Source organism: Deltaproteobacteria bacterium (genome assembly GCA_016180855.1).
Classification (GTDB): domain Bacteria; phylum UBA10199; class UBA10199; order JACPAL01; family JACPAL01; genus JACPAL01.
Genome location: JACPAL010000002.1, coordinates 54,114 through 73,810, shown reverse-complemented (window position 1 = coordinate 73,810; position 19,697 = coordinate 54,114). Strand labels below are relative to the sequence as shown.

The window sequence follows — 19,697 nt, the reverse complement described above, 5'->3', positions numbered from 1 at the left end:
TTTTTCTTGACATCGCTCCCCATCTGAAATTCAGTCCCCTTCCATGATTCCTCTTTGGACCGCGCTCCCTTTCACTCTTCTACTGCTCTCGATCGCGATCCTCCCGATGACGGTCGGTCATTTTTGGGAATCCCATCGCAATAAAGGGATTGTCGCATTGGGTCTCTCCGTTCCAATCATTGCGTGGCTTATCGGTCATAATCCTCACGAACTGGCCCATACCCTCCATGAGTATTTCTCGTTTGTCGTCCTCCTCGGGGCCCTCTTCACAATCTCGGGGGGCATCTTTCTTTCGGGTGATCTCCAGGCAACCCCCAGGGTAAACAGCCTCTTCCTGGCAGTCGGAGCTATTCTGGCCAGTCTGATCGGGACAACCGGTGCCAGCATGGTCTTGATTCGCCCCTTTTTGCGAACCAACTCGGAACGTGAAAAAACATCCCACCTGCCAGTTTTTTTCATCTTTGTTGTGAGTAACTGCGGGGGACTTCTCACGCCGCTCGGGGACCCCCCCTTGTTCCTCGGCTACCTGCGTGGCGTTCCGTTCACCTGGACACTGAAGCTCTTTCCAGCCTGGGCACTTGTAAACGCCCTTATTATCCTGATCTTCTATGCGTGGGACCAAAAGGCCTATTCCAAGGAGACAAAGAAGGCTTTACAAAAAGACCGAACCCATGTGGTCGCGATCCAGATCCACGGCTGGAAAAATCTCCTTTTTTTGGGAGGAGTTATCTACGGCGTTTTCCTCTCCTCACCTCACCGCGAAGTAATGATGTTATTAATGACCCTTTTTTCTTATTTTCTTGGTTCGAAAACCGCACGGCATCAAAACCATTTTTCCTGGGGACCGATCATTGAGATTGCTGTTTTATTTGCCGGAATTTTTGTCACGATGGTCCCTGCCCTGATGCTTCTTAAGGCCCATGGCCCTTCCTTTGGCATTACCAAGCCGTGGCAGTTTTTCTGGCTCACCGGCTCCCTCTCCTCGTTTTTGGATAATGCCCCCACTTACGTCACCTTGCTTTCACTCGCCCAAGGGCTTGGCCTGGCTGGTGAGGTCGTTGGAGTTCCGGAAAAGATCCTTGCCGCCATCAGCACGGGGGCCGTTTTCATGGGGGCCAGTTCCTATATTGGCAACGGTCCCAACTTCATGGTCAAGGCGATTGCCGACCATGCTGGTTTTAAAACCCCCTCCTTTTTTGGCTATATGGGGTATGCTGCCATCATCCTACTCCCAATCTTCTTTGCCGTAACACTGATCTTCTTTAGATAACGATCAACCATGAATCACTCTCTCTCTCTCAAAAAGAAACTGATCTGGATCTCAATCCTCTACTTTGCCGAGGGTCTCCCTTTGGGGGTTGTTTATGACATACTCCCCGTCTACTTCAGGCAGCATGGCGTTTCCTTGCGTGAAATCGGCTTTATGTTTTTTCTGACACTCCCCTGGGCGATCAAGGTTTTTTGGGCACCACTTGTCGATCGGACAGGAACCTATCAAAAATGGATAACCGTCTGTCTGATCGCCCTCGCTTCGCTCACCTTTGCTATTCCACTCTTTGAACCGTTGGATCCCGGTTTTCTTTTTTGGACAGCACTCCTCGGTTTCTCCCTCGCCTCGGCCACTCAGGATATCGCCATTGACGCCTATTCAATCGCCTTGGTCGACAGGGGAGAGGAGGGAATCGTCAACGGGTTCAGGACGAGTCTCTACCGAATCGCCTTGCTGGCCGGTGGAGGCGGAACGATGTTTTTGGTCAAGCCGTTCGGGTGGAAGTTCATCTATCTCCTCATCTCTGTCTCATTCGCCGTCTTGGCCTTCGCAAGTCTCAAGGCCCCACACGCTTCTATCACACGTCAAACAGCCCAGGAGTGGAGAAAAACCTTTACCGGCTTCCTGACCCGTGATGGCTCACTCGGCGTCTTTCTTTTCATTCTGACCTACAAAATGGGGGACCTCCTGATGGGGCCGATGGTGAAACCGTTCTGGGTTGATCGCGGAATGACGCCGGAGGAGATCGGGGCGATCTCCACGATCGGCGGCGCCCTAATGACGATTCTGGGGGCGATGCTCGGCGGGATTTTTACAAGCCGATTTGGAATCTTTCCTGGTCTCTGGGTGATGGGACTCGCGCAGGCGTTTTCCAATCTCGGTTATGCCACCGTGGCCCATTTGAGCCTGGCCAAGCCGTACCTGTTTGGGGCCTCCCTCTTTGAGTCGTTCTCGGGAGGACTCGGCTCCGCTGCCTTCATGGCTTTCCTCATGCGAATCTGTGACAAAAATCAGGCGGCAACACAGTATGCGTTATTATCAGCCCTCTTCGGAGTGACCCGATTTTTTGGCGGCTGGAGTGGCGTCGGGGCCGAGTGGCTCGGCTATGGGAATTTCTTTGCACTTACTTTTTTACTGGCCCTTCCCCCACGAAAGTACGCTCCGGTTGCGGCTTCGCGGGCGCCTTGCATCTGGACCTTTCTCACCATCCTTTGGTGAAAAGGGGTTTGTCAACAAACTGCTAGGCCTTTTTCACCTTCATTGGATTCCCGATAAAGACAAATCCAACCAGGGTTGCAACAAAAGGGGCAACTCTCTCTGCCAATACGACAGACAGGCCAATCAGGAATCCTGAGGGGACAAGCGAATTCATGAGAAGACCCGAGAAGCCCTCCAGAGGACCGATGGCACCAGGGATTCGGGGGAAGACAAATCTAATCACGGGAGACAAACCGCACAAGATGAGTGCGACAGGAAAGGCCCGTTCATCAATAAGAGGGGTCACCAGCAAATAGAGCCCCCCCAATCGACAAAGCTCAGCTATCACCAGAGGAAAGAGGGAAAAAATGATCCCTCCCCTGCGGCTTTGATAAAACTTCTTTAGAAAGCGATCTGTCTCTTCCCACCGCCCGGCAACAGCCGGTGACAAACAACCGGCCTTGGCAACACGGAGGATGGAGAGAAACGGCGTAAAAAAACCGTCACGCCTCAAACAGATTTGAAAAAGGAAAACAAAGAGAAAAATGGCCAGCAACAGAGAGACAATTTTACCCCAGTCCCAAAAGAAAAAACCGACGATCAGTTCAATAAAAACCGCCAGCCCCAAAACGATCCAGGACAGTCCGCGCAACACAATGAGAACCTCCGAAGAGGGAGGTGAAGAAGGAGGGGTACCGACTTTTTGAATCCAGATCATATCCCCCCTCAACGGGAGAAAGGAGGAGATTCGGTTAAAGGCGTCACGTCCCAAGGAAAGGGTCACGAGTTTTAGAAACGAAATCCGCCCCGGCTTGAAAAGTATCCGGCAAGCTAACGCCTTGAAGAGATGGGAAACCAGATGAAGCAGGAAAACAAAAAAAACGGCCCACCCGATCTCAAGAAACAATCGGGTGAGCCGTTCATGATTGGAACCGGCTAAAGCGACAAGAAGAAGAAGCCCACCCAAAAAGAAGACCACCCGTTTTTTCGAAACAAACTGGGAGAGTCCTGGCCCCTTCATTGTGAGTCTTCTTAATTCACAACCTCCTCAAGAGGCAATGAAAAGAAGTCTTTTATTTTCCAAAAAGATCCTTACAGGCCGGCTCGGCCATCGCCTTCAAGGGGGGCATCATCCCTTTTTCGCCCTTCTTCCCCTCTGTAGCTATCTTGACACAAGCGTCGTAACCAACTGCCTTGATTACATCGTCTGTCACACCCTTCGCCTTGTGGCATGCAGCACATTTTTCCCCATAGGTCCCTGCTAGCACAAGATCACTGGCAAGGAGCATGGCAAAAATCGCCGCGAGCGCTATCGTTATGGTCTTTGACATACAATCTCCTTTCTTTAATTTACCCTTAAACCAGCCCTATCTTTACAAAACTGAAAAAAATAGAACCATGATCCCCGTCATACCCTTAAGGGTGTGTTGAAAAATGGCTTTTGGGGACTGTTCAAAAATGCCCAGCTGCAAGGCACCCCGAGAAGCCGCGACGCAGGCGTACTTGATGGTACGTCGAGGAGCCGGCGACGAGGGGAACGCAGCAGATGGCATTTTTCAACAGTCCCCTTAAGGGGTCTGGGAAAGCGCTTGGACCATGCCCCACCCCAAATCCCCAGGCTTGGCCCGCTTAAGATACCGGGCCCAAACCTTTTTGGCCCCCTCACGGTCATTTTTCCCCTGTAATAAAATAAGCCCCTTAAAGGCCAACGCCTCCAGGTTGTTGGGCTCCCCCTTCAACGCGATTTCAAGCTGCTCAAGCGATTGATCAATCTCTCCCATGGAAAAGAGGACCATTCCCATATGAATCCTCGACTCGAAACTATCCGGACGGATCTGTAGTGCTTCATGCGACATCTGGAACACCTTCTCGTAATCCTGCATCTGAAGGTAAATATGCCCCAATCGCTCCCGTGAGGCGAAGTCATTCGAGTCCTTTGAGGCTTTTTCTTTCAACTGGTTGACTTCGGTCTCCTCCACGCCGGGAGGAAGTGCCGCCGTTCCGGAGTTTCCTGCTGGAGACTCACCCTCCCCACCGCTCCCCATCGCAAAACGGCCACTTTCCTCTCTGGGACGTATCCCCGAGAGAAGGGTCACCGCTGTCCCCAGGACAAAGGCCGACAGGGCAAGCCCCAAGACCAGATGCGAAAGCCCCTTCGACTTGCCAGCATTTCCCTGCCCCCTTTCCTTCTTCTCAATAAAGGCAATTACAACGGCCGCCAACAGAAGAAAACCGGCACCGATAAAGCCCAACACGGTTCCTGATAGAATCATTCTCTCCTCCTCTTTGCATAAGAGACGATAAAAAGCGCCCCTCCCAGGATAAAAATCAACGGGAAAATCCAGACAGACAGATTGAATCCCTCCTTCTTAGGTTCCAGAAGGGCCCACTCTCCATACCGTGCCTCAAAATATCCTAAAATCTCTTGATCTGTCTTCCCCTCTGCTATTTGAGCACGAATAATCCCCATCATCTCAACCGCGAGTGAGGAGGGAGAATCGGCAATAGGAACCCCTCGACAAACAGGACATCGAATCTGCTTTCCAAGCCTGTCGGCACGCGATTCAGGATCAGTTGACAACGAGGTGGCACAACTCCAAAAGAGGAGAATCAGAAAAAACCATTTCATGGCGCCACCGTCGATTGAATAAGTTTTTCCAGTGTGCCCACTAGCACCTCCATCGTCAAAACACCGGTCTGTTTGTGCACAATCCGCCCCTCCCGATCAATAAAGAAAGTCTCCGGAACGCCAGCGACACCATAATCGATGGCGCTCCTCAATCCAGGGTCAAGAAGAACCTCCGCCGCCTTGCCATATTCACGGATGAACGCCTGGGCGTTTTCGGGACTGTCTTCGTAAAGGATGGAATAAAAAATGACTCCTTGCGGCTCGAAGAGGTGAATACCGTGACGAATCGTCTGATGTTCCGCAAGACAAGGGCCGCACCAGGTCGACCAAAAGTTGAGAACCACGGGGTGCCCCTTCGCCTCTGTCAGCGAAACAGATTTTCCTTCCAGATTGATAAGAGAAAACAGGGGGGCCGGCTTTTTTACCAATGCTGATGGCAAGGTGCGAGGATCCCGCGTCAGACCGAAATAAAGAACGGCGATCGAGGGGATCGCAATAATGATCAAGATCAACCCTCTCTTCATAATCTCCTTTCCGTGGGACGACGAAACAGCATCGCAAGAAGCCCACCCGACATCACCATGATCCCACCAACCCAGATCCAGATAACGGCCGGAGTAAGGATCACACGAAATGAGGCGTTCTCTCCCTTCGGGTCGACCTGAATCAAAGTGGTATAAAGGTCTTCCTTCCAGCTGGAGCGGACTGCGGGACTTCCAATCGGTTCGCGAGAGCCCGGATAGTAGTTCATTTGCGGCGTCAGTTCCCCAATAATCACCTCATCACGACTGATCTGCAAATGAGCTTTGACCTCAAATCGCTGGGGCGTCTCTTCACCCGTCAAACGGTCAAGGGAGAGTCGATAGGAAGAGACTTTGACCGACTCTCCCCTTTTCAATGTGACCTCCTGATCCTTCTCGTAGGTACTGGAGAGAGATACCGCGACGACGATCAAAAGGGCTCCTGTGTGGGCAATGAAACCACCGTAACGGCGAGGATTGTCCAGCAGGAGCTGAAAAAAATTCCTTTTGGGGGCAAGCCGGAAAACCTCCGCCCCCATGACAAAAAAGGCGTACGAGGCAAGCAGAACAATCGCCAGGACCCACGGCGCCCTCCCTCCAAAAAGAAAAGAGACGAACCCGACAACAAGTGAAAGAATCAAAGGAACAACCGACTGCCTGAAGAGTGTCTTCAGATCGCCTCGCTTCCAGGGGACGAGCAGGCCGATTCCCATCAAGAGGAGGAGGAGTGAGGTGATCGGGGCCGACATCTGATTAAAATAAGGTTCACCAATAGAGATTCTCTTGCCGGTGACCGCTTCTAACAGGAGGGGGTAAAAGGTTCCCAGAAAAACAATAAAACAGAAACTTAAGAAAAGAAGGTTGTTGAACAACAGCAGAAATTCGAGACTCAGGAGGCTATCAAATCGACCCTCTGCCTGAATCTTCTCTCCCCTCCAGAAAAGAAGGGCCAGAGAGCCGACAAGAGCGATCCCGATAAAGACCAAAAAATAGGGACCAATATGCGACTCCGTAAACGAATGAACGCTGTCCAGGATGCCACTCCGTGTCAGGAATGTCCCAAGCAAGGTCAGCAGAAAGGTGAGGATTGCAAGCGCAAGATTCCAGACTGGAAGCATCTTCCGTTTCTCCTGGACCATGACGGAGTGGACTAATGCGGTGCCGGTCAGCCAGGGCATGAAACTCGCGTTTTCTACGGGATCCCAGGCCCAATAACCGCCCCACCCCAAAACGGCATAGGACCACCAACCACCCAACATGATTGCAACCGATAGAAATGACCAGGCAAGAAGGGTCCAGCGACGTGACAATGAAATCCAGTTTTGGGGCAGGTCCTGTCTTGCCTCCATCAGCGATGCCAATGCAAACGCAAACGGAATCGTAAATCCGATGTACCCGATGTAAAGACAGGGGGGATGAACCGCCATAAGCCAGTGATTCTGAAGTAACGGGTTTGGTCCCGGACCGTTTAGAGGGGGAGGATTAACTGACAAGAATGGATTGGCAGGCAGTGCAAGAAGTAGGTAGAAAAAAATCTGGACAATGAGCAAGACCAAACCGACCCAGGAGATCAGTGACAAATGGGTCTCCCGATTCCGATAAAGACAGGCGGCTGAGAAGGCCGAAAGCACCCATCCCCAGAGGAGAAGAGAACCCTCCAAAGAACTCCAGAGAGAGATCGCACTGACCCAACGCGGCGTCTCACGACTGCCGACGTGCGCCACATAACTGACACCGAAATCATCATGAAGAAGGGCATAAATCATGGCGAGATTCGCCACAGTCATCAGAAAAAAATTGGCGTAAACGGAAGCTCGGGCCCACCAGCCGGCATTTTCCGACTCCAGACGACGTGCGGCATAAAAAAGAAAAATGCCAAACAGGGAAAACCCAAGCGCAAGACCGACCGACAAGTTGCCAATAATAACAATAGGACTCATAAAGAAAGATCAGGACCTTTTCTCTTGCTGGATCGCCTTATAAATCTGTTGCGGCATCTCTCCCTCTTTGGGAGGCCGATACTCATTACCATGCTTGACCATGAGGCGATTCGCCTCGAAGATTCCATCTTTTCTTAATGCTCCCTCCACCACAGCACCGATCCCTTCATGAAACATCTGGGGAGGGGTCTTTGTTGTGACCACAAGAACCGTCTTCACCTCATCCGTCAGACTAAAGGTAACAATCCCCTCTTTCTCCTGAAGGCTCCCCCCCTGGACGACCCCCCCCAAACGGACCGGATTTCCTACCGCCGCTTCCCCCTTTTCGAGGAGTTCCGTCGGCGTCACAAAGTAAACGACATTCTCCTCAAGCCCTCCCCAAAGGAGGTAAACCAACCCGGCCGCTATCAGGAGTATCCCTAAAATGGTGAAAAGTCCCTTTCCTGAAAACTTCATGAAAACCGCCTCTCCCTTTCCTTCAGACGCCGGCTTCTTATTACCAGAGAAAGTGCGTAAAGAAAAAGGACCCCCCACGTCAGTCCGTAAGCCCCCCAAACAAATTCCCATCCCTCCTGAATCATTTTGAGTCCTCCTTTTCCTGATTGATCTGCTCCCGTTTGGCCAGGCGATATCTGAAAATCAGAAAGAAGAGAGAAAGGGCCAGAAGGGCCAAGGCATTAAGACGAAGCCCGGTTACCATCGCCGGATCCATGGTATTTGGATTCGACTGGACCTGGTGAAGTGTCCGCCACCACTTGACCGAAAAATAGACAATCGGGACATTTAAGTAAATCAGGATGCTAACGCTGGCCATAATACGGGACCGCCTCTCGCGGTCTTCAATCAAGCGACGAAGCATCAGGGCCCCCAGGTAAAGGATGAAAAGGATGGCGGTTGTTGTGAGTCGCGGGTCCCAGGTCCACCAAACGCCCCACGTGGGCCGTCCCCAAATCGAACCCAAGGCAAGGGCAAGGCCTGTCAGGAGGACACCCACTTCAATAGAACTATGGGCCAAACGATCCCAGGTTGCCGACCTCTTGAGAAGGGTCATTAGAGAGGCAACGAACGAGAAGGTCAAAAGAAGAAGCGCGTTCCAGGCGGCCGGAACATGAACAAAGAGGATTCGATAAACATCTCCCATCTGGTAATCCGCCGGCGCCCGCACCAGTGCCCAATACTGGGCATAGGCAAAAAACAGCAACGCAACCGCTCCAAATAGTTTAAACAGCATCATCAGCTCCGGTCGAATAACACATCCGACAACAAAATCGATCCTAAAAGAAAAACGCTGTCAAATAGAATAAGCAATTTAAACCAGACCTCCCGCTGACTAAAAATGTCATGCGCCAGAGTCAATTCCGTTATTTTGACAGAGGCGAGGAGGACCGGAATCAGCATCGGAAAGAGAAGCAACGGGAGCATGATCCCTCCCCCCTTGAGTGTCGCGGTCAACCCACCGTAAGTTGTCCCCAGGGAAGAGATTCCAAGGCTCCCCAGAAGAAAAATCGACCATAGGGAAGGCGTCAAAGAGAGATCGAAGAGAAAGACCATCAGGGGAAAAATAATGACCTGAATAAGAATGATGAACAACAGATTCGACAGCATCTTGCTCATATAAAGAACCTTGGGATCAGCTCCTGTCAGGAGCAACCCCTCCCACTGTCCCCCCTCATTCTCCCGCTGAAAGGAGCGTTCCATCATCATCAGTGAGGAGAAGAGAATCGTCATCCAAAAGAGACCGGGAGCTATTTTTCTCATGAAATCCGGCTCGACGCTCAAAGCAAAGCTGAAAAGGAGAAGAAGGAGAAACCCAAAAAGCAGGAGGGAAACGAGGTGATCAACTTCCCGAAATTCCAGAAGAAGATCCTTCTTCACCAAAGCCAGAACCTGATAGAATCCTCTCTTCAACATCCTTTTCCTTCCTCAAAAATCTTTCCTTCTTTCAACACCACGAGGCGGTCGGCATGTTTTAAAACCTGTTCATGGTCATGACTTGCAATCATCAAGGTCTTTCCCTCTGTTTTCCATTGTTGAATCAGATCATCTAAAATCTTTTTCCCCCCTTGATCGAGGGTCGGATGGGGCTCATCCAGCAGAATCAAATCGGCGCTCCCCAAAAGAAGCGTTGCCAGAACGAGCCGTTTCCGCATCCCTTCCGAAAGCTGACTGACCCGATAGTTCTGAAATTTTTCGATCCCCAATCTCTCCATCACTGAAATAACCTGGCGGCGATCCTGGAGACCGCGAAGAACCGCCACTAACTGTGCGTTCTCACGCACCGTCAGCGCCTCATACAACCTTTTCTCATGTCCCAAAAAACGGATTTTCGTCCTGATTTCCCTGGAATTTGTTGCCGGCTCGCTCCCGAAAACATTGAATTGCCCGGTTGTTGGCGGAAGAAGGAGGGCGATCATCTTTAAAAGGGTTGTCTTGCCAGAGCCGTTGCCTCCAAACAGGGCAACCGTTTCCCCACGGGAAACGGTCAAACGAAGATCTCTGAGGATCCAACGACCCTCATATCGCTTTCCAATCCCCTCCATTTCAAGAACAGACGCCATAGATTTATTCCTTATCCTGAATTCAGATCTTGTCGGCAATACTTATTCATACGGCTTGAGAAACCATGATTGACCGCGGCATCCTAATGAGAATACCTTATATCTTGCCAAGCGGAGAATCCCCGGCCATACTTGAACCGGCATGCTGAAGCTCCAGTTTCTGGGGGCCACCCAGACGGTCACCGGCTCTAAGTTCCTCGTCACACAGCGAAACAAACACCTGCTGGTCGACTGCGGCCTCTTCCAGGGACTCAAGGCCTTTCGTCTGAAAAATTGGATTCCCTTTCCGGTCAACCCACGCCAGCTTGAGACAATCCTTCTGACCCATGCGCATATTGATCACAGCGGTTATCTCCCTCTTCTTGTCAAAAACGGATTTCGTGGAACTGTTTACACCACGGCGGCCACACGAGCCCTCTGTGAGATCCTTTTGCCGGACGCGGGGCATATTCAGGAAGAAGACGCCCTCTTTGCCAATAAACATCGTTTTTCAAAACACCACCCCGCCCTCCCTCTCTACACCGAGGAGGATGCACGCCGTTCTCTGGAATATTTCAAGCCGGTCCCTTGGGGGAAAAAGGTTTCTCTTGGCCGTGATCTTTCGTTTGTATTCCATCCGGCCGGCCATATTCTGGGTGCCTCTCTGGTCCAGCTCTCCGCCTCTGGAGTCCTCGTTACCTTCTCGGGTGACCTGGGAAAACCGAATTCCTTGCTGATGAGTCCACCGAAGTCGATCCCAAAGACCGACTATCTGGTTGTCGAATCAACCTACGGAAACCGCACACACCCCAAGGAGAATCCTGAGGAGACCCTTAAAACGATTATCCATAAAACGATCAAGAGGGGTGGAACTCTTATCATTCCAGCCTTTGCCGTCGGCCGGGTCCAGGAGGTTCTTCTCCTCTTGGCACGCCTGAGGAAAAAAAAGGCGATCCCCAATGTCCCGATCTATCTGAATAGCCCGATGGCCGTTGAGGCAACACGCACCGTCCAATTGTTTCAAAAGGAGATGAGTCTGAGCGTGGAAGAGGCGGCGATGATCGCACAAACCGCCAGTTTTGTGACAACCGTCGAAGAATCAAAAAAATTGAACTCGCTTCTCTTCCCCTCCATCATTATTTCGGCCTCCGGTATGGCAACCGGCGGGCGGATTCTTCACCACCTGAAATCGCTTGCCCCCAACCACCGAAATACAATCCTGTTCGCAGGGTTTCAAGCCGCAGGAACAAGGGGGGAGGCATTAGTGGGCGGCGCCAAGCAGATCAAAATTCACGGGCTCCTGGTACCCGTTCGCGCGGAGGTTCGCATATTGGACAGCCTCTCCGCCCATGCCGATCAGGAAGGAATCTTAAGCTGGCTTAGACATTTTACGAAGGCCCCCCGTCAGACCTTTATTGTCCATGGAGAACCGCTCGCAGCGGATACCCTGCGGAAGAGAATTGAAGAGGAGCTTCACTGGAAGTGTCATATCCCTGATTATGGCGAAAGCGTCGACCTCAATTAATGAGAGGTTAATTGAGATCGTGATAGAAAAATAAGCCGACAATCGGCCGTTGCGGTGCACGTACAACAAAACGGTTTTCCATTAAAGAAGTCGTGCAATCCTAAAACCTTAAGAGAACCAACTTTATCAACATGGCTACCACGACAAGGAACTCCCTCCTTGGCAAAAGAGAATTCACCGGACTTTACAACATAGACCCCGTAAGGCTGATGCCCCTCATAAAAGAGGACCTGCCCTTTCCTGAAGACAAGCTCCTCCCCTTTTCTAACCAGATCCTCCCAATGATGAGACTCAGGCAACAAAGTATCACCTCTTACCTTCTTTAAGAGAAATACCCCATGAATCGATCAGAACTAATGACGTCCCGCAGATTCCAATATGATTTTAATCATGCCTGTTTTAGATTTCGAGACGGGCTGTCTCGACAAGGGACTTTGAATCAAGAATTGTAATGGCCCGTTCCTGAATTTCAATGAGGCCATCTTTTTTAAATTCCGAGAGGAGGCGGATCGCTGTTTCCTGAGTAATTCCAATCATTTCCGCCATCTCTTCACGAGAGAGCTCCAGTCCTATCACAATCCCTTTCTTCGTCTGTTTCCCATAAACCTCTTTGAGCATAAGCAACAACTCCGCCATCCGTTCACGAACCGACTTATGGGCAATGCTGGTTGCCAGATCCTCGGCATGACGAAGCTCCCGTGACAATTTCTGGATGATGTTGAGGGATAAATCGGAATTTTTTGCCAACATCGGGAAAAAGGCGTTTTTATCGATGCAACAGATCGTCGCATCTTCAAGTGCCTCAGCCGTCGCGGAATAAGGTTCATCAACAAAGAGAGAACGGTAGCCAAGGATATCACCGGCGCTCGCAATCCGGATGATTTGCTGCCGACCATCAATCCCGGTCTTGTAAAGTTTCACCTTCCCCGAAAAGACGCAATAAAGACCAAAGGCGCGGTTCCCCTCGTAAAAGATGATCTGTCCTTTTTTGTAGGTATTATTGGTTTTGTGCTGGTTAAATTCCTCAAGCGCCCCGGCCTCCAGGTCACAAAAGACGCCTAAGAACCGAGATGGGCAAACAGGACACTCCGGTTTAACGGTCTTGGCCATAAGGGCCCTTAGAGATACTATCCTTCGAGGAAGACGTCAAAGAGGTTTTTTACCGGGTCCCATAAAGGCGATCCCCCGCATCTCCAAGACCGGGAAGAATATAGCCCTGTTGATTGAGACATTCATCAATAGCCGCTGTAAAAATGGGAACATCAGGATGCTCTTTCTGGAGCGCTTGTATCCCCTCCGGTGCCGCGAGGAGACAGACAAATTTGATCGACTTCGGTTTGAGCTGTTTCAAACGCGCCATGGCGGCAATCGCCGAATTACCAGTCGCAAGCATCGGATCAACAACGATCAAATCACACTCGTCGAGAGGCGTCGGTACTTTAAAATAATACTCCACGGCTTTCAGTGTTTTATGATCACGGTAAATGCCAACATGGCCAACACGCGCATCAGGAATAATCTCGAGGATTCCATCAAGAAGACCGTTCCCCGCCCGCAGAATGGAGATCAGGGCGATCCTGTTCCCATCAACCATCGGGGCCTTCATCGGGGCCAGTGGTGTTTCAATCTCCTGATACTTGACAGGAAGATCACGAAGGACTTCATAGGCCAACAAGAGACTGATCCCACGCAGGTAATCACGGAAAAGGGCCGACGGGGTTCTCTTATCTCTCATGAGACTCAGTTTATGCTGAACGAGTGGATGCTTGATAACGGTCAGATTTTTGAAAGACATGTTTTCCTCATTAGTATTTTCCAACACCGATTGCAATTTCACAGGACATCAGTCAGAAACGGTATCCCATGGCACAAAAAGAGGGCAACAAGAAAAAAATCGAGGCCGTTGCGGCCGTTATTCAGGACAAGGGGAAGTTTTTGATCACTCTACGACTTGAGACCTCCCCCATGGGGCATTGCTGGGAATTCCCCGGCGGAAAGATTGAACCCGGGGAATCGGTTGAGCAATGCGCCATCCGGGAATGTCGAGAAGAGGTTGGCATCACGATTGATCCGATTCGCCGCTTGAAAGATCTCTGGTATGACTATCCCCACGGTCATATCCATCTCTATTTTGTCCTCTGTCGTTGGGTTGCCGGACTCCCAAGACCGATCGAATGTCGTGAGGCCCGTTGGATAAGTCCCGGCGAATTCGCCTCCTACGAGTTCCCACCGGCGGATCAAACGGTTATTGAAGAGTTAATCCAATCTGGGCTATAATTAACCTTCTTATGGCGATCGAAAAACTGGAAGACCTTATCCACACCGACCTCCAGTCCGTCTCCCTCGAGGAGATTACCCTTCTGGTGGCCAAAGAGAAATACAGGGAATTAAACACCCAAAATTATCTCGCCCGGATTGAAGAATTCGCCCAACGGGCCCGCCCTTACATCCATAATGTCCAGGGAGGACGGCAGGCGATCCAGGCATTCAATCATTATTTCTTTGAGGTGGAAGGTTTCTGTGGAAATCGCGCCGATTATTACAATCCTTCAAACTGCTATCTGAACGACGTCCTGGACCATCGCTCTGGAATCCCGATTACCCTGTCTATCGTTTACATGGCCATAGGACGCCGCCTGGGTCTTCCCCTTTCCGGCGTCAATTTCCCGGGGCATTTTCTGGTTCGTTATGACTTCAAGTCAGAGGCGTTTTTTGTTGATGTCTTCGATAAGGGGACGATCCTGACGACCGGCGACTGCCGGGAAAAACTGCAAAGAGCGTACGGCTCCGAACTGATATTTCAGGAGGAGTTTCTGGATCCCGCCTCCCATCGGCAAGTTCTCCTGCGGATCCTTGCCAATCTAAAAATCATGTATATCCTGAAAAAAGATTTTAATCAGGTCCTCCCGATCTTAAACCGGCTCCTCCTTTTTGAACCAAAATCATCCCAGTCTCTCAAAGAGCGTGGGATGCTCTATGCTCAACTCGAATGTTTTCGGCCGGCCTTAAACGACTTTGTCAACTATCTGTCGAGAGATCCTCAGGCGTTCGACCGCCCTCTGATTGAAGAATGCATCCAGGAACTTCGCGAAAAGGTCAATTTGATCCAGTAATACCGATGAAATTCCCCGTTAAAAAAGAGATCAGCGTCTACTTCTCCGACTGTGACCCGATGGGGCATTGTAACAACGCCCGCTTTTTTACATTCATGGAACAAGCGCGTGTGGAGTACTATAAGAAACTGAAGGCGCTTGACCTTCGAGTCATGAATCCTAAAACCGCCTTCGGATTTATCGTTGCCGAGGCCTGTTGCACCTTCAAATCGCCAGCCCATGTGGATGAAACGCTCATCGTTCAGATACGGATTGCTGAGATGCGAAACCGGAGCTTTCGGATGGAGTACGAAATCCGGGAGAAGAAAACCAGGCGGCTCGTTGCAACCGCCACGACCATTCAAGTCATGTTCAATTACCGCAAGGAAGAAAGCATCCCTCTCTCCAAGAAACTCCGCCAACAGATTGAAAGATTTGAGAAGAGAAAATTCTAGTCAGCCCTTATTCTTTAACTGATTATAACTCACGACCTCTTGATCGACCTTCGAAGGAGCCGTTCCTTCGGTCATCTCCTTTTTCACTTTTTTGATGTCATCGGCCTTGAGATGAGAGGGCTGTCCCAGACCAGCCATGACCTCGTTCGTCATTCGGGCAGTCAGGTGATCCCGGAGAGAGCCCGTTCCATCAACATCGGTATCAATAAAGAGCCTGATTTTTTCATCCGAGGCGCCTGTTGCGAAAAGAACATCCAAAAGCTCTCTAAATCCGAACGAGCCGGGTAATTGATTGACCGCCTCCACGAACTTAACACAATCCGGACAGGTCCTCTTGAGAAAACCGGCCTTCGATCGGCAATAAACACACCTCATCTTTTCTCTCCTCCCCCCCATTTACACAAAGCTCGGCATATCACCCACGCCAAATGCATCTTGATTGCTCTCAAACCATTATGATAGGTTTCAGTCAAGATGTCAGGGCACTCCAAGTGGGCTACCATTAAGAGGAAAAAAGGGGCCGCAGACGCCAAGCGGGGGAAGCTCTTTACGAAAATCATCCGAGAGCTTTCTGCCGCTTCCCGTCAGGGGGGAGGCGATCCGAACGGAAACCCCCGTCTCCGCACCGTTATCGACAAGGCGAAGGCCGTCAACATGCCGCAGGAAAATGTCGATCGGGCGATCAAACGAGGTACTGGACAGCTGGAGGGAGTCACTTACGAGGAACATTTATATGAGGGGTATGGTCCCGGTGGTGCTGCACTCATCCTCAAGATCCTGACCGACAATCGAAACAGGACCATCTCGGAGGTCCGAAATATCCTGAACAAAAACGGCGGGAACATGGGGGAAACCGGCTGCGTCTCCTGGATCTTCAAGATATTGGGGGTTCTCCATTTTAATAAAAGCCAGTTTTCGGAGGATCAGCTTATGGAACTTGTTCTTGAAGCAGGCGCCGAGGATCTGAAGGATGAGGAGGACACCTGGGATGTCATGACAAAACCAGAGAGCTTTGAGCCGGTTAAAAAGGCGCTTGCCGAAAAAGGGTTGACGCCGCTTAGCGCTGAACTCACGATGGTGCCGCAAAATACGGTTAATCTCTCCGGTAGCGATGCCGAAAAGATGCTCCGCCTCATGGAATCGTTGGAAGATCATGACGACGTTCAGGAGGTTTTTTCCAATTTCGACATCTCTAAAGAGGAGATGGAGCGTATCAGCAAATTGGTTGCCTAATCTTCAAGGGTGAGGGCCAGGGGGATCATGAAAATCTTGGGGATTGATCCCGGATCACAAATTACAGGCCTCGGGGTCATCGAAAAAAACGGGTCCGGGTTGAGACATCTTGAAAACATCGCTTATCGTGTCCATACCAAAGACCTTTTTGCGGAAAGACTGTGGGAGATCTTTTGCATGCTCAAGGAAGCTATAAAAAAGTTTCGACCTGATGCGGTCGCTATCGAAAAGGTGTTTTTGGCCAAAAATGCGATGAGTGCCCTGAAGCTTGGAGAGGCCCGCGGCGTTTCGATGCTAGCCGCGGCATCCGAAAACATCCCGATCTACGAGTACAGCACCCGCGAGGTTAAACAGGCGGTTACCGGTTACGGCCAGGCCACCAAGGAACAGATTCAAAAAATGGTACAACAACTTTTAAAACTTCCGGAGGTGGCGGCGGAGGATGCCTCCGATGCCCTGGCGGTCGCCATCTGCCATATGCAGTCGCATCGGATGAAGGAACTTTTATCATGATCGCGTCACTTTCGGGGTTGCTGCAACAAAAGGAGAATCAGGAAGTGGTCATTAACGTCAGTGGTGTCGGTTATCGAGTTGCCGTTTCCAAAGGAACCCTGACCCATCTCCCCCCACCAGGCGAGAAGATTTCTTTACTCATTCATACCGCTGTCCGCGAAGATGATATCTCCCTTTTCGGCTTTCTAACCGATGCAGAGAAAAAACTGTTTCAAAAGTTGATCAAAGTGTCCGGTATCGGTCCTAAACTGGCGATCACGATCCTTTCTGGAATTGCACCCCAGGAGTTGGCCAGGGCACTTCAGGAGGAAAATCTGGTCCGTTTGACCTCGATTCCGGGGATCGGAAAAAAGACCGCCGAGAGAATGATTGTTGATCTTAAGGACAAACTGGCCGATCTGGGAGGGGACGGAACGACCTCCCCGGCCTATCGTGGAGAGAAAAGGCAACTGTATGAAGAGACCCTCTCGGCCCTGCTCAATTTGGGTTATGCCAGACCAATGGCTGAGAAGACGGTCTCCCAACTTAAATTCCCCGAGGGGATTCCTTTGGAAAATTGTGTTAAAGAGGCGTTGAAAATTCTTTCGGAGAGGCGCGTATGAGTGATGAGAGAAACCTGTCTCCCGTTCCCTTGGAGGAGGATAGGCAGATCGAGGCCTCGCTTCGCCCGAGAAACTTCAGGGAGTACATCGGTCAACCAAAAATCAAGGAAAAGCTGACGATCTTCATCGAGGCAACCAAGAAACGGAAGGAATCTCTGGACCACGCACTTTTTTATGGTCCTCCCGGATTGGGCAAGACCTCTCTCGCTCATGTAATCGCCAGTGAACTAGGAGTCTCAATCAAATCGACTTCCGGTCCTGTCATCGAACGGCCAGGCGACCTCGCTGCCATCCTGACCAACCTGGAGCCGCATGAGGTCCTTTTTATCGACGAGATTCACCGCCTGAATAGTGTGGTTGAGGAGATTCTTTATCCAGCGATGGAGGATTACAAATTGGACATCCTTGTCGGACAGGGCCCCTCCGCAAAGACGATTAAACTGGACCTGCCTCCCTTCACATTAATCGGCGCGACAACACGCGCCGGGCTCCTGACCTCACCGCTGCGCGACCGTTTCGGGATTTCCTGTCGTCTTGATTTTTATGAGCCGGAAGAACTTTCACAGATCTGTCTTCGCTCCGCCAAGATTCTGAATGTCCCACTCACGGAAGACGGAGCCTTTGAAATTGCCCGCCGTTCACGAGGCACTCCTCGAATTGTAAACCGCCTCCTCCGACGTATTCGCGACTTTGCTGACGTGAAAGGAAGCGGGCATGTTGATCGCAAAACGGCCGAGAACGCCCTTCGCCTCCTCGAAGTCGATGAAAAGGGATTTGACCAGATGGATCGTAAGATCCTGGAAACAGTTATTGAAAAATTTGGGGGGGGGCCGGTCGGTGTCGAGACTCTTTCCTCGGCGATCAGCGAGGAAAAGGAGACGATCGAAGATATGTACGAACCTTTTCTGATCCAAAACGGTTATCTGAACAGGACACCCCGCGGACGCGTCGCGACACCACTGGCCTATAAGCATCTTGGAATACCGTATCCTGCTCCATCACAAAATAACCAACAGAAGCTGGATTTTAACAATGTCAGTTAAACTGATTCTCGCTTCTCTTTTTCTGGTACTCCTGAGTCTCTTTGGTGAACAGGGGGCGTACCGCCTCTACCAACTTCTTCAACACAAAAAAACTCTTGAACGGGAAAACGCTGCCCTCCAGGGGAAAAATGAGGAGTTGGTGCAGGCTATCTCAAAGCTCCAGGATCCGGTTGCCCTCGAACGATTTATCCGGGAAGAGCGCGGTTACATCCGGGAGGGGGAGAGACTCCTCGAAATCACCCCTCCTCCTAAATAGGCAGTTGAAACGTTCCAATACGGATCGCCGGTTTCGACAACTTCCCTGAGATGGAAAGCGGATATTTTCCATCCTCCCCTTTTTGATCCCCCACAAGACTTAAAAAAGAAAGTTTTTCCTCGGAACCCGGGGCGGGTTGAAATGTCCCCTGAAGATTCCATCGGTAATTTTCTATCCTGCGCGCTGCAAAGACTTTTCCGACCGCCTCAAGCTGGAGATCTCCCCCCTCAAACTTGAAGAGCTTGACCTCCCAGTTGCCCCGATTCACCTCAATATCAATACCCGAAGAATCCCCCTTGGAGAGCATGACAGAAGGGAGTGGAAAACCACCGAGCGTTGCCCCCTCATCCAGACGAAAATCAGGAAAAACAAGGTGAACCTTTCCGGCATTCCGAAGGGGATCGGTCGGATAGAGATCCAGCTTGATCTGGCCGCTGATGGTACCAGCTAATGGTAGGGAAAGAGAGGTCAAGATACGGCCAATCGCAATGTCCATCTTGTCCAAGTCCAGATCAAGACGGAGCGTCTCCTTGCCAATGATCATTCGCCCTTCTATTGATGAAGGACCTGATTTTACCGCGAGTGAAATATTCTTTTTACCCCACAAGAGAGGAAACAGCGCGATCTTGAGCTTAGCCCTCTCAAGTTTGACCTTGGCATCATTCTTTTTAGACCGTATCTCAAGATTTTTAAGCGTGACGCCGCTGAGCAGGGCGGGGGAAATCTTTCCGACAGTGACTGAAAACCCTCCCCCCAATCCTTTTTCGATCTCACCTTCAAAACGGTTTTTAAGGCTGTCAAACGGGAAAAGGAGAATGGAGAAAACGAGAAGGCAAAAAAAGGCGAAGGCAGGATAGAGAATTAACCGGAGCGTTAACGGCATA

Annotated in this window: 26 protein-coding genes; 11 read left to right on the top strand and 15 right to left on the bottom strand. The window is 50.8% G+C overall.

Features of this window, described 5'->3' with window-relative positions:
* Positions 1-43 precede the first annotated feature (43 nt).
* Together HYT77_00445 and HYT77_00440 are read left to right on the top strand one after the other, a co-directional pair.
* Complete coding sequence (locus tag HYT77_00445; protein MBI2066468.1) at positions 44-1,270, top strand: sodium:proton antiporter; 1,227 nt, start codon at positions 44-46, stop codon at positions 1,268-1,270.
* Between the two features lie 9 nt (positions 1,271-1,279).
* Complete coding sequence (locus HYT77_00440; GenBank protein ID MBI2066467.1) at positions 1,280-2,488, top strand: MFS transporter; 1,209 nt, start codon at positions 1,280-1,282, stop codon at positions 2,486-2,488.
* A 22-nt stretch (positions 2,489-2,510) separates the two neighbouring features.
* On the opposite strand, the gene HYT77_00435 is transcribed toward HYT77_00440, so the two are convergent.
* The 10 genes from HYT77_00435 to HYT77_00390 form a co-directional block, all read right to left on the bottom strand.
* On the bottom strand, positions 2,511-3,488 hold the full coding sequence (locus tag HYT77_00435) for a hypothetical protein (protein MBI2066466.1): 978 nt from the start codon (positions 3,486-3,488) through the stop codon (positions 2,511-2,513).
* 52 nt (positions 3,489-3,540) lie between these two features.
* The gene (locus HYT77_00430; GenBank protein ID MBI2066465.1) at positions 3,541-3,798 is read right to left on the bottom strand and encodes a hypothetical protein; all 258 of its coding nucleotides are present in this window, start codon (positions 3,796-3,798) and stop codon (positions 3,541-3,543) included.
* Between the two features lie 237 nt (positions 3,799-4,035).
* Positions 4,036-4,740, bottom strand: a complete 705-nt coding sequence (locus tag HYT77_00425) for a tetratricopeptide repeat protein (protein ID MBI2066464.1) — start codon at positions 4,738-4,740, stop codon at positions 4,036-4,038.
* Entirely contained in the window at positions 4,737-5,096 is a 360-nt protein-coding gene (locus HYT77_00420; protein ID MBI2066463.1) for a cytochrome c-type biogenesis protein CcmH, read from the bottom strand. Before HYT77_00420 ends, HYT77_00425 begins: the two co-directional genes overlap by 4 nt.
* A complete protein-coding gene (locus HYT77_00415) occupies positions 5,093-5,620 on the bottom strand; it encodes a redoxin domain-containing protein (GenBank protein ID MBI2066462.1) in 528 nt (175 codons plus the stop codon). Before HYT77_00415 ends, HYT77_00420 begins: the two co-directional genes overlap by 4 nt.
* Positions 5,617-7,557: a heme lyase CcmF/NrfE family subunit gene (locus HYT77_00410; GenBank protein ID MBI2066461.1), complete on the bottom strand. Its 1,941-nt coding sequence runs from the start codon at positions 7,555-7,557 to the stop codon at positions 5,617-5,619. Before HYT77_00410 ends, HYT77_00415 begins: the two co-directional genes overlap by 4 nt.
* 9 nt (positions 7,558-7,566) lie before the next feature.
* Positions 7,567-8,013: a cytochrome c maturation protein CcmE gene (locus HYT77_00405; GenBank protein MBI2066460.1), complete on the bottom strand. Its 447-nt coding sequence runs from the start codon at positions 8,011-8,013 to the stop codon at positions 7,567-7,569.
* 121 nt (positions 8,014-8,134) lie between these two features.
* A complete protein-coding gene (gene ccsA, locus HYT77_00400; protein ID MBI2066459.1) occupies positions 8,135-8,788 on the bottom strand; it encodes a cytochrome c biogenesis protein CcsA in 654 nt (217 codons plus the stop codon).
* Between the two features lie 2 nt (positions 8,789-8,790).
* A complete protein-coding gene (locus tag HYT77_00395; GenBank protein MBI2066458.1) occupies positions 8,791-9,468 on the bottom strand; it encodes a heme exporter protein CcmB in 678 nt (225 codons plus the stop codon).
* Positions 9,462-10,115, bottom strand: coding sequence for an ABC transporter ATP-binding protein (locus HYT77_00390; protein MBI2066457.1), 654 nt, complete (start codon positions 10,113-10,115; stop codon positions 9,462-9,464). The genes HYT77_00395 and HYT77_00390 overlap by 7 nt, the downstream gene beginning before the upstream one ends.
* 145 nt (positions 10,116-10,260) lie before the next feature.
* On the opposite strand from HYT77_00390, the gene HYT77_00385 reads away from it, so the two are divergent.
* Positions 10,261-11,619: an MBL fold metallo-hydrolase gene (locus HYT77_00385; protein MBI2066456.1), complete on the top strand. Its 1,359-nt coding sequence runs from the start codon at positions 10,261-10,263 to the stop codon at positions 11,617-11,619.
* Here the strand turns inward: HYT77_00385 and HYT77_00380 are convergent.
* The 3 genes from HYT77_00380 to upp all read right to left on the bottom strand — a co-directional run bounded on the left by HYT77_00380 (position 11,616) and on the right by upp (position 13,414).
* A complete protein-coding gene (locus HYT77_00380) occupies positions 11,616-11,921 on the bottom strand; it encodes a cyclic nucleotide-binding domain-containing protein (GenBank protein MBI2066455.1) in 306 nt (101 codons plus the stop codon). The genes HYT77_00385 and HYT77_00380 overlap by 4 nt on opposite strands.
* Positions 11,922-12,018: 97 nt before the next feature.
* Positions 12,019-12,729 (bottom strand): Crp/Fnr family transcriptional regulator, encoded by a 711-nt coding sequence (locus HYT77_00375; GenBank protein ID MBI2066454.1) that lies wholly within the window; start codon positions 12,727-12,729, stop codon positions 12,019-12,021.
* Positions 12,730-12,778: 49 nt separating this feature from the next.
* The gene (gene upp / locus HYT77_00370) at positions 12,779-13,414 is read right to left on the bottom strand and encodes a uracil phosphoribosyltransferase (protein ID MBI2066453.1); all 636 of its coding nucleotides are present in this window, start codon (positions 13,412-13,414) and stop codon (positions 12,779-12,781) included.
* A 68-nt stretch (positions 13,415-13,482) separates the two neighbouring features.
* Here upp and mutT point away from each other — a divergent pair, with 68 nt between their 5' ends.
* From mutT to HYT77_00355, 3 genes are read left to right on the top strand one after another with little or no spacing between them, the layout of a single operon-like run.
* Positions 13,483-13,896 (top strand): 8-oxo-dGTP diphosphatase MutT, encoded by a 414-nt coding sequence (gene mutT / locus HYT77_00365; GenBank protein MBI2066452.1) that lies wholly within the window; start codon positions 13,483-13,485, stop codon positions 13,894-13,896.
* Between the two features lie 11 nt (positions 13,897-13,907).
* A complete protein-coding gene (locus HYT77_00360) occupies positions 13,908-14,732 on the top strand; it encodes a transglutaminase family protein (GenBank protein MBI2066451.1) in 825 nt (274 codons plus the stop codon).
* Between the two features lie 5 nt (positions 14,733-14,737).
* Complete coding sequence (locus HYT77_00355; GenBank protein ID MBI2066450.1) at positions 14,738-15,166, top strand: acyl-CoA thioesterase; 429 nt, start codon at positions 14,738-14,740, stop codon at positions 15,164-15,166.
* Here HYT77_00355 and HYT77_00350 read toward each other — a convergent pair whose 3' ends face one another.
* Positions 15,167-15,541 (bottom strand): hypothetical protein, encoded by a 375-nt coding sequence (locus HYT77_00350; GenBank protein MBI2066449.1) that lies wholly within the window; start codon positions 15,539-15,541, stop codon positions 15,167-15,169.
* 99 nt (positions 15,542-15,640) lie between these two features.
* Here HYT77_00350 and HYT77_00345 point away from each other — a divergent pair, with 99 nt between their 5' ends.
* The 5 genes from HYT77_00345 to HYT77_00325 are packed head-to-tail and all read left to right on the top strand — an operon-like array spanning position 15,641 to position 18,813.
* Positions 15,641-16,399, top strand: coding sequence for a YebC/PmpR family DNA-binding transcriptional regulator (locus HYT77_00345; GenBank protein MBI2066448.1), 759 nt, complete (start codon positions 15,641-15,643; stop codon positions 16,397-16,399).
* 27 nt (positions 16,400-16,426) lie between these two features.
* Positions 16,427-16,912 (top strand): crossover junction endodeoxyribonuclease RuvC, encoded by a 486-nt coding sequence (gene ruvC, locus HYT77_00340; GenBank protein ID MBI2066447.1) that lies wholly within the window; start codon positions 16,427-16,429, stop codon positions 16,910-16,912.
* Entirely contained in the window at positions 16,909-17,514 is a 606-nt protein-coding gene (gene ruvA / locus HYT77_00335) for a Holliday junction branch migration protein RuvA (protein ID MBI2066446.1), read from the top strand. The genes ruvC and ruvA overlap by 4 nt, the downstream gene beginning before the upstream one ends.
* On the top strand, positions 17,511-18,557 hold the full coding sequence (ruvB, locus tag HYT77_00330) for a Holliday junction branch migration DNA helicase RuvB (GenBank protein ID MBI2066445.1): 1,047 nt from the start codon (positions 17,511-17,513) through the stop codon (positions 18,555-18,557). Before ruvA ends, ruvB begins: the two co-directional genes overlap by 4 nt.
* Positions 18,547-18,813 (top strand): septum formation initiator family protein, encoded by a 267-nt coding sequence (locus HYT77_00325; GenBank protein ID MBI2066444.1) that lies wholly within the window; start codon positions 18,547-18,549, stop codon positions 18,811-18,813. Before ruvB ends, HYT77_00325 begins: the two co-directional genes overlap by 11 nt.
* Here HYT77_00325 and gspN read toward each other — a convergent pair.
* Entirely contained in the window at positions 18,806-19,696 is an 891-nt protein-coding gene (gspN, locus tag HYT77_00320; protein MBI2066443.1) for a type II secretion system protein GspN, read from the bottom strand. The genes HYT77_00325 and gspN overlap by 8 nt on opposite strands.
* Position 19,697 lies beyond the last annotated feature (1 nt).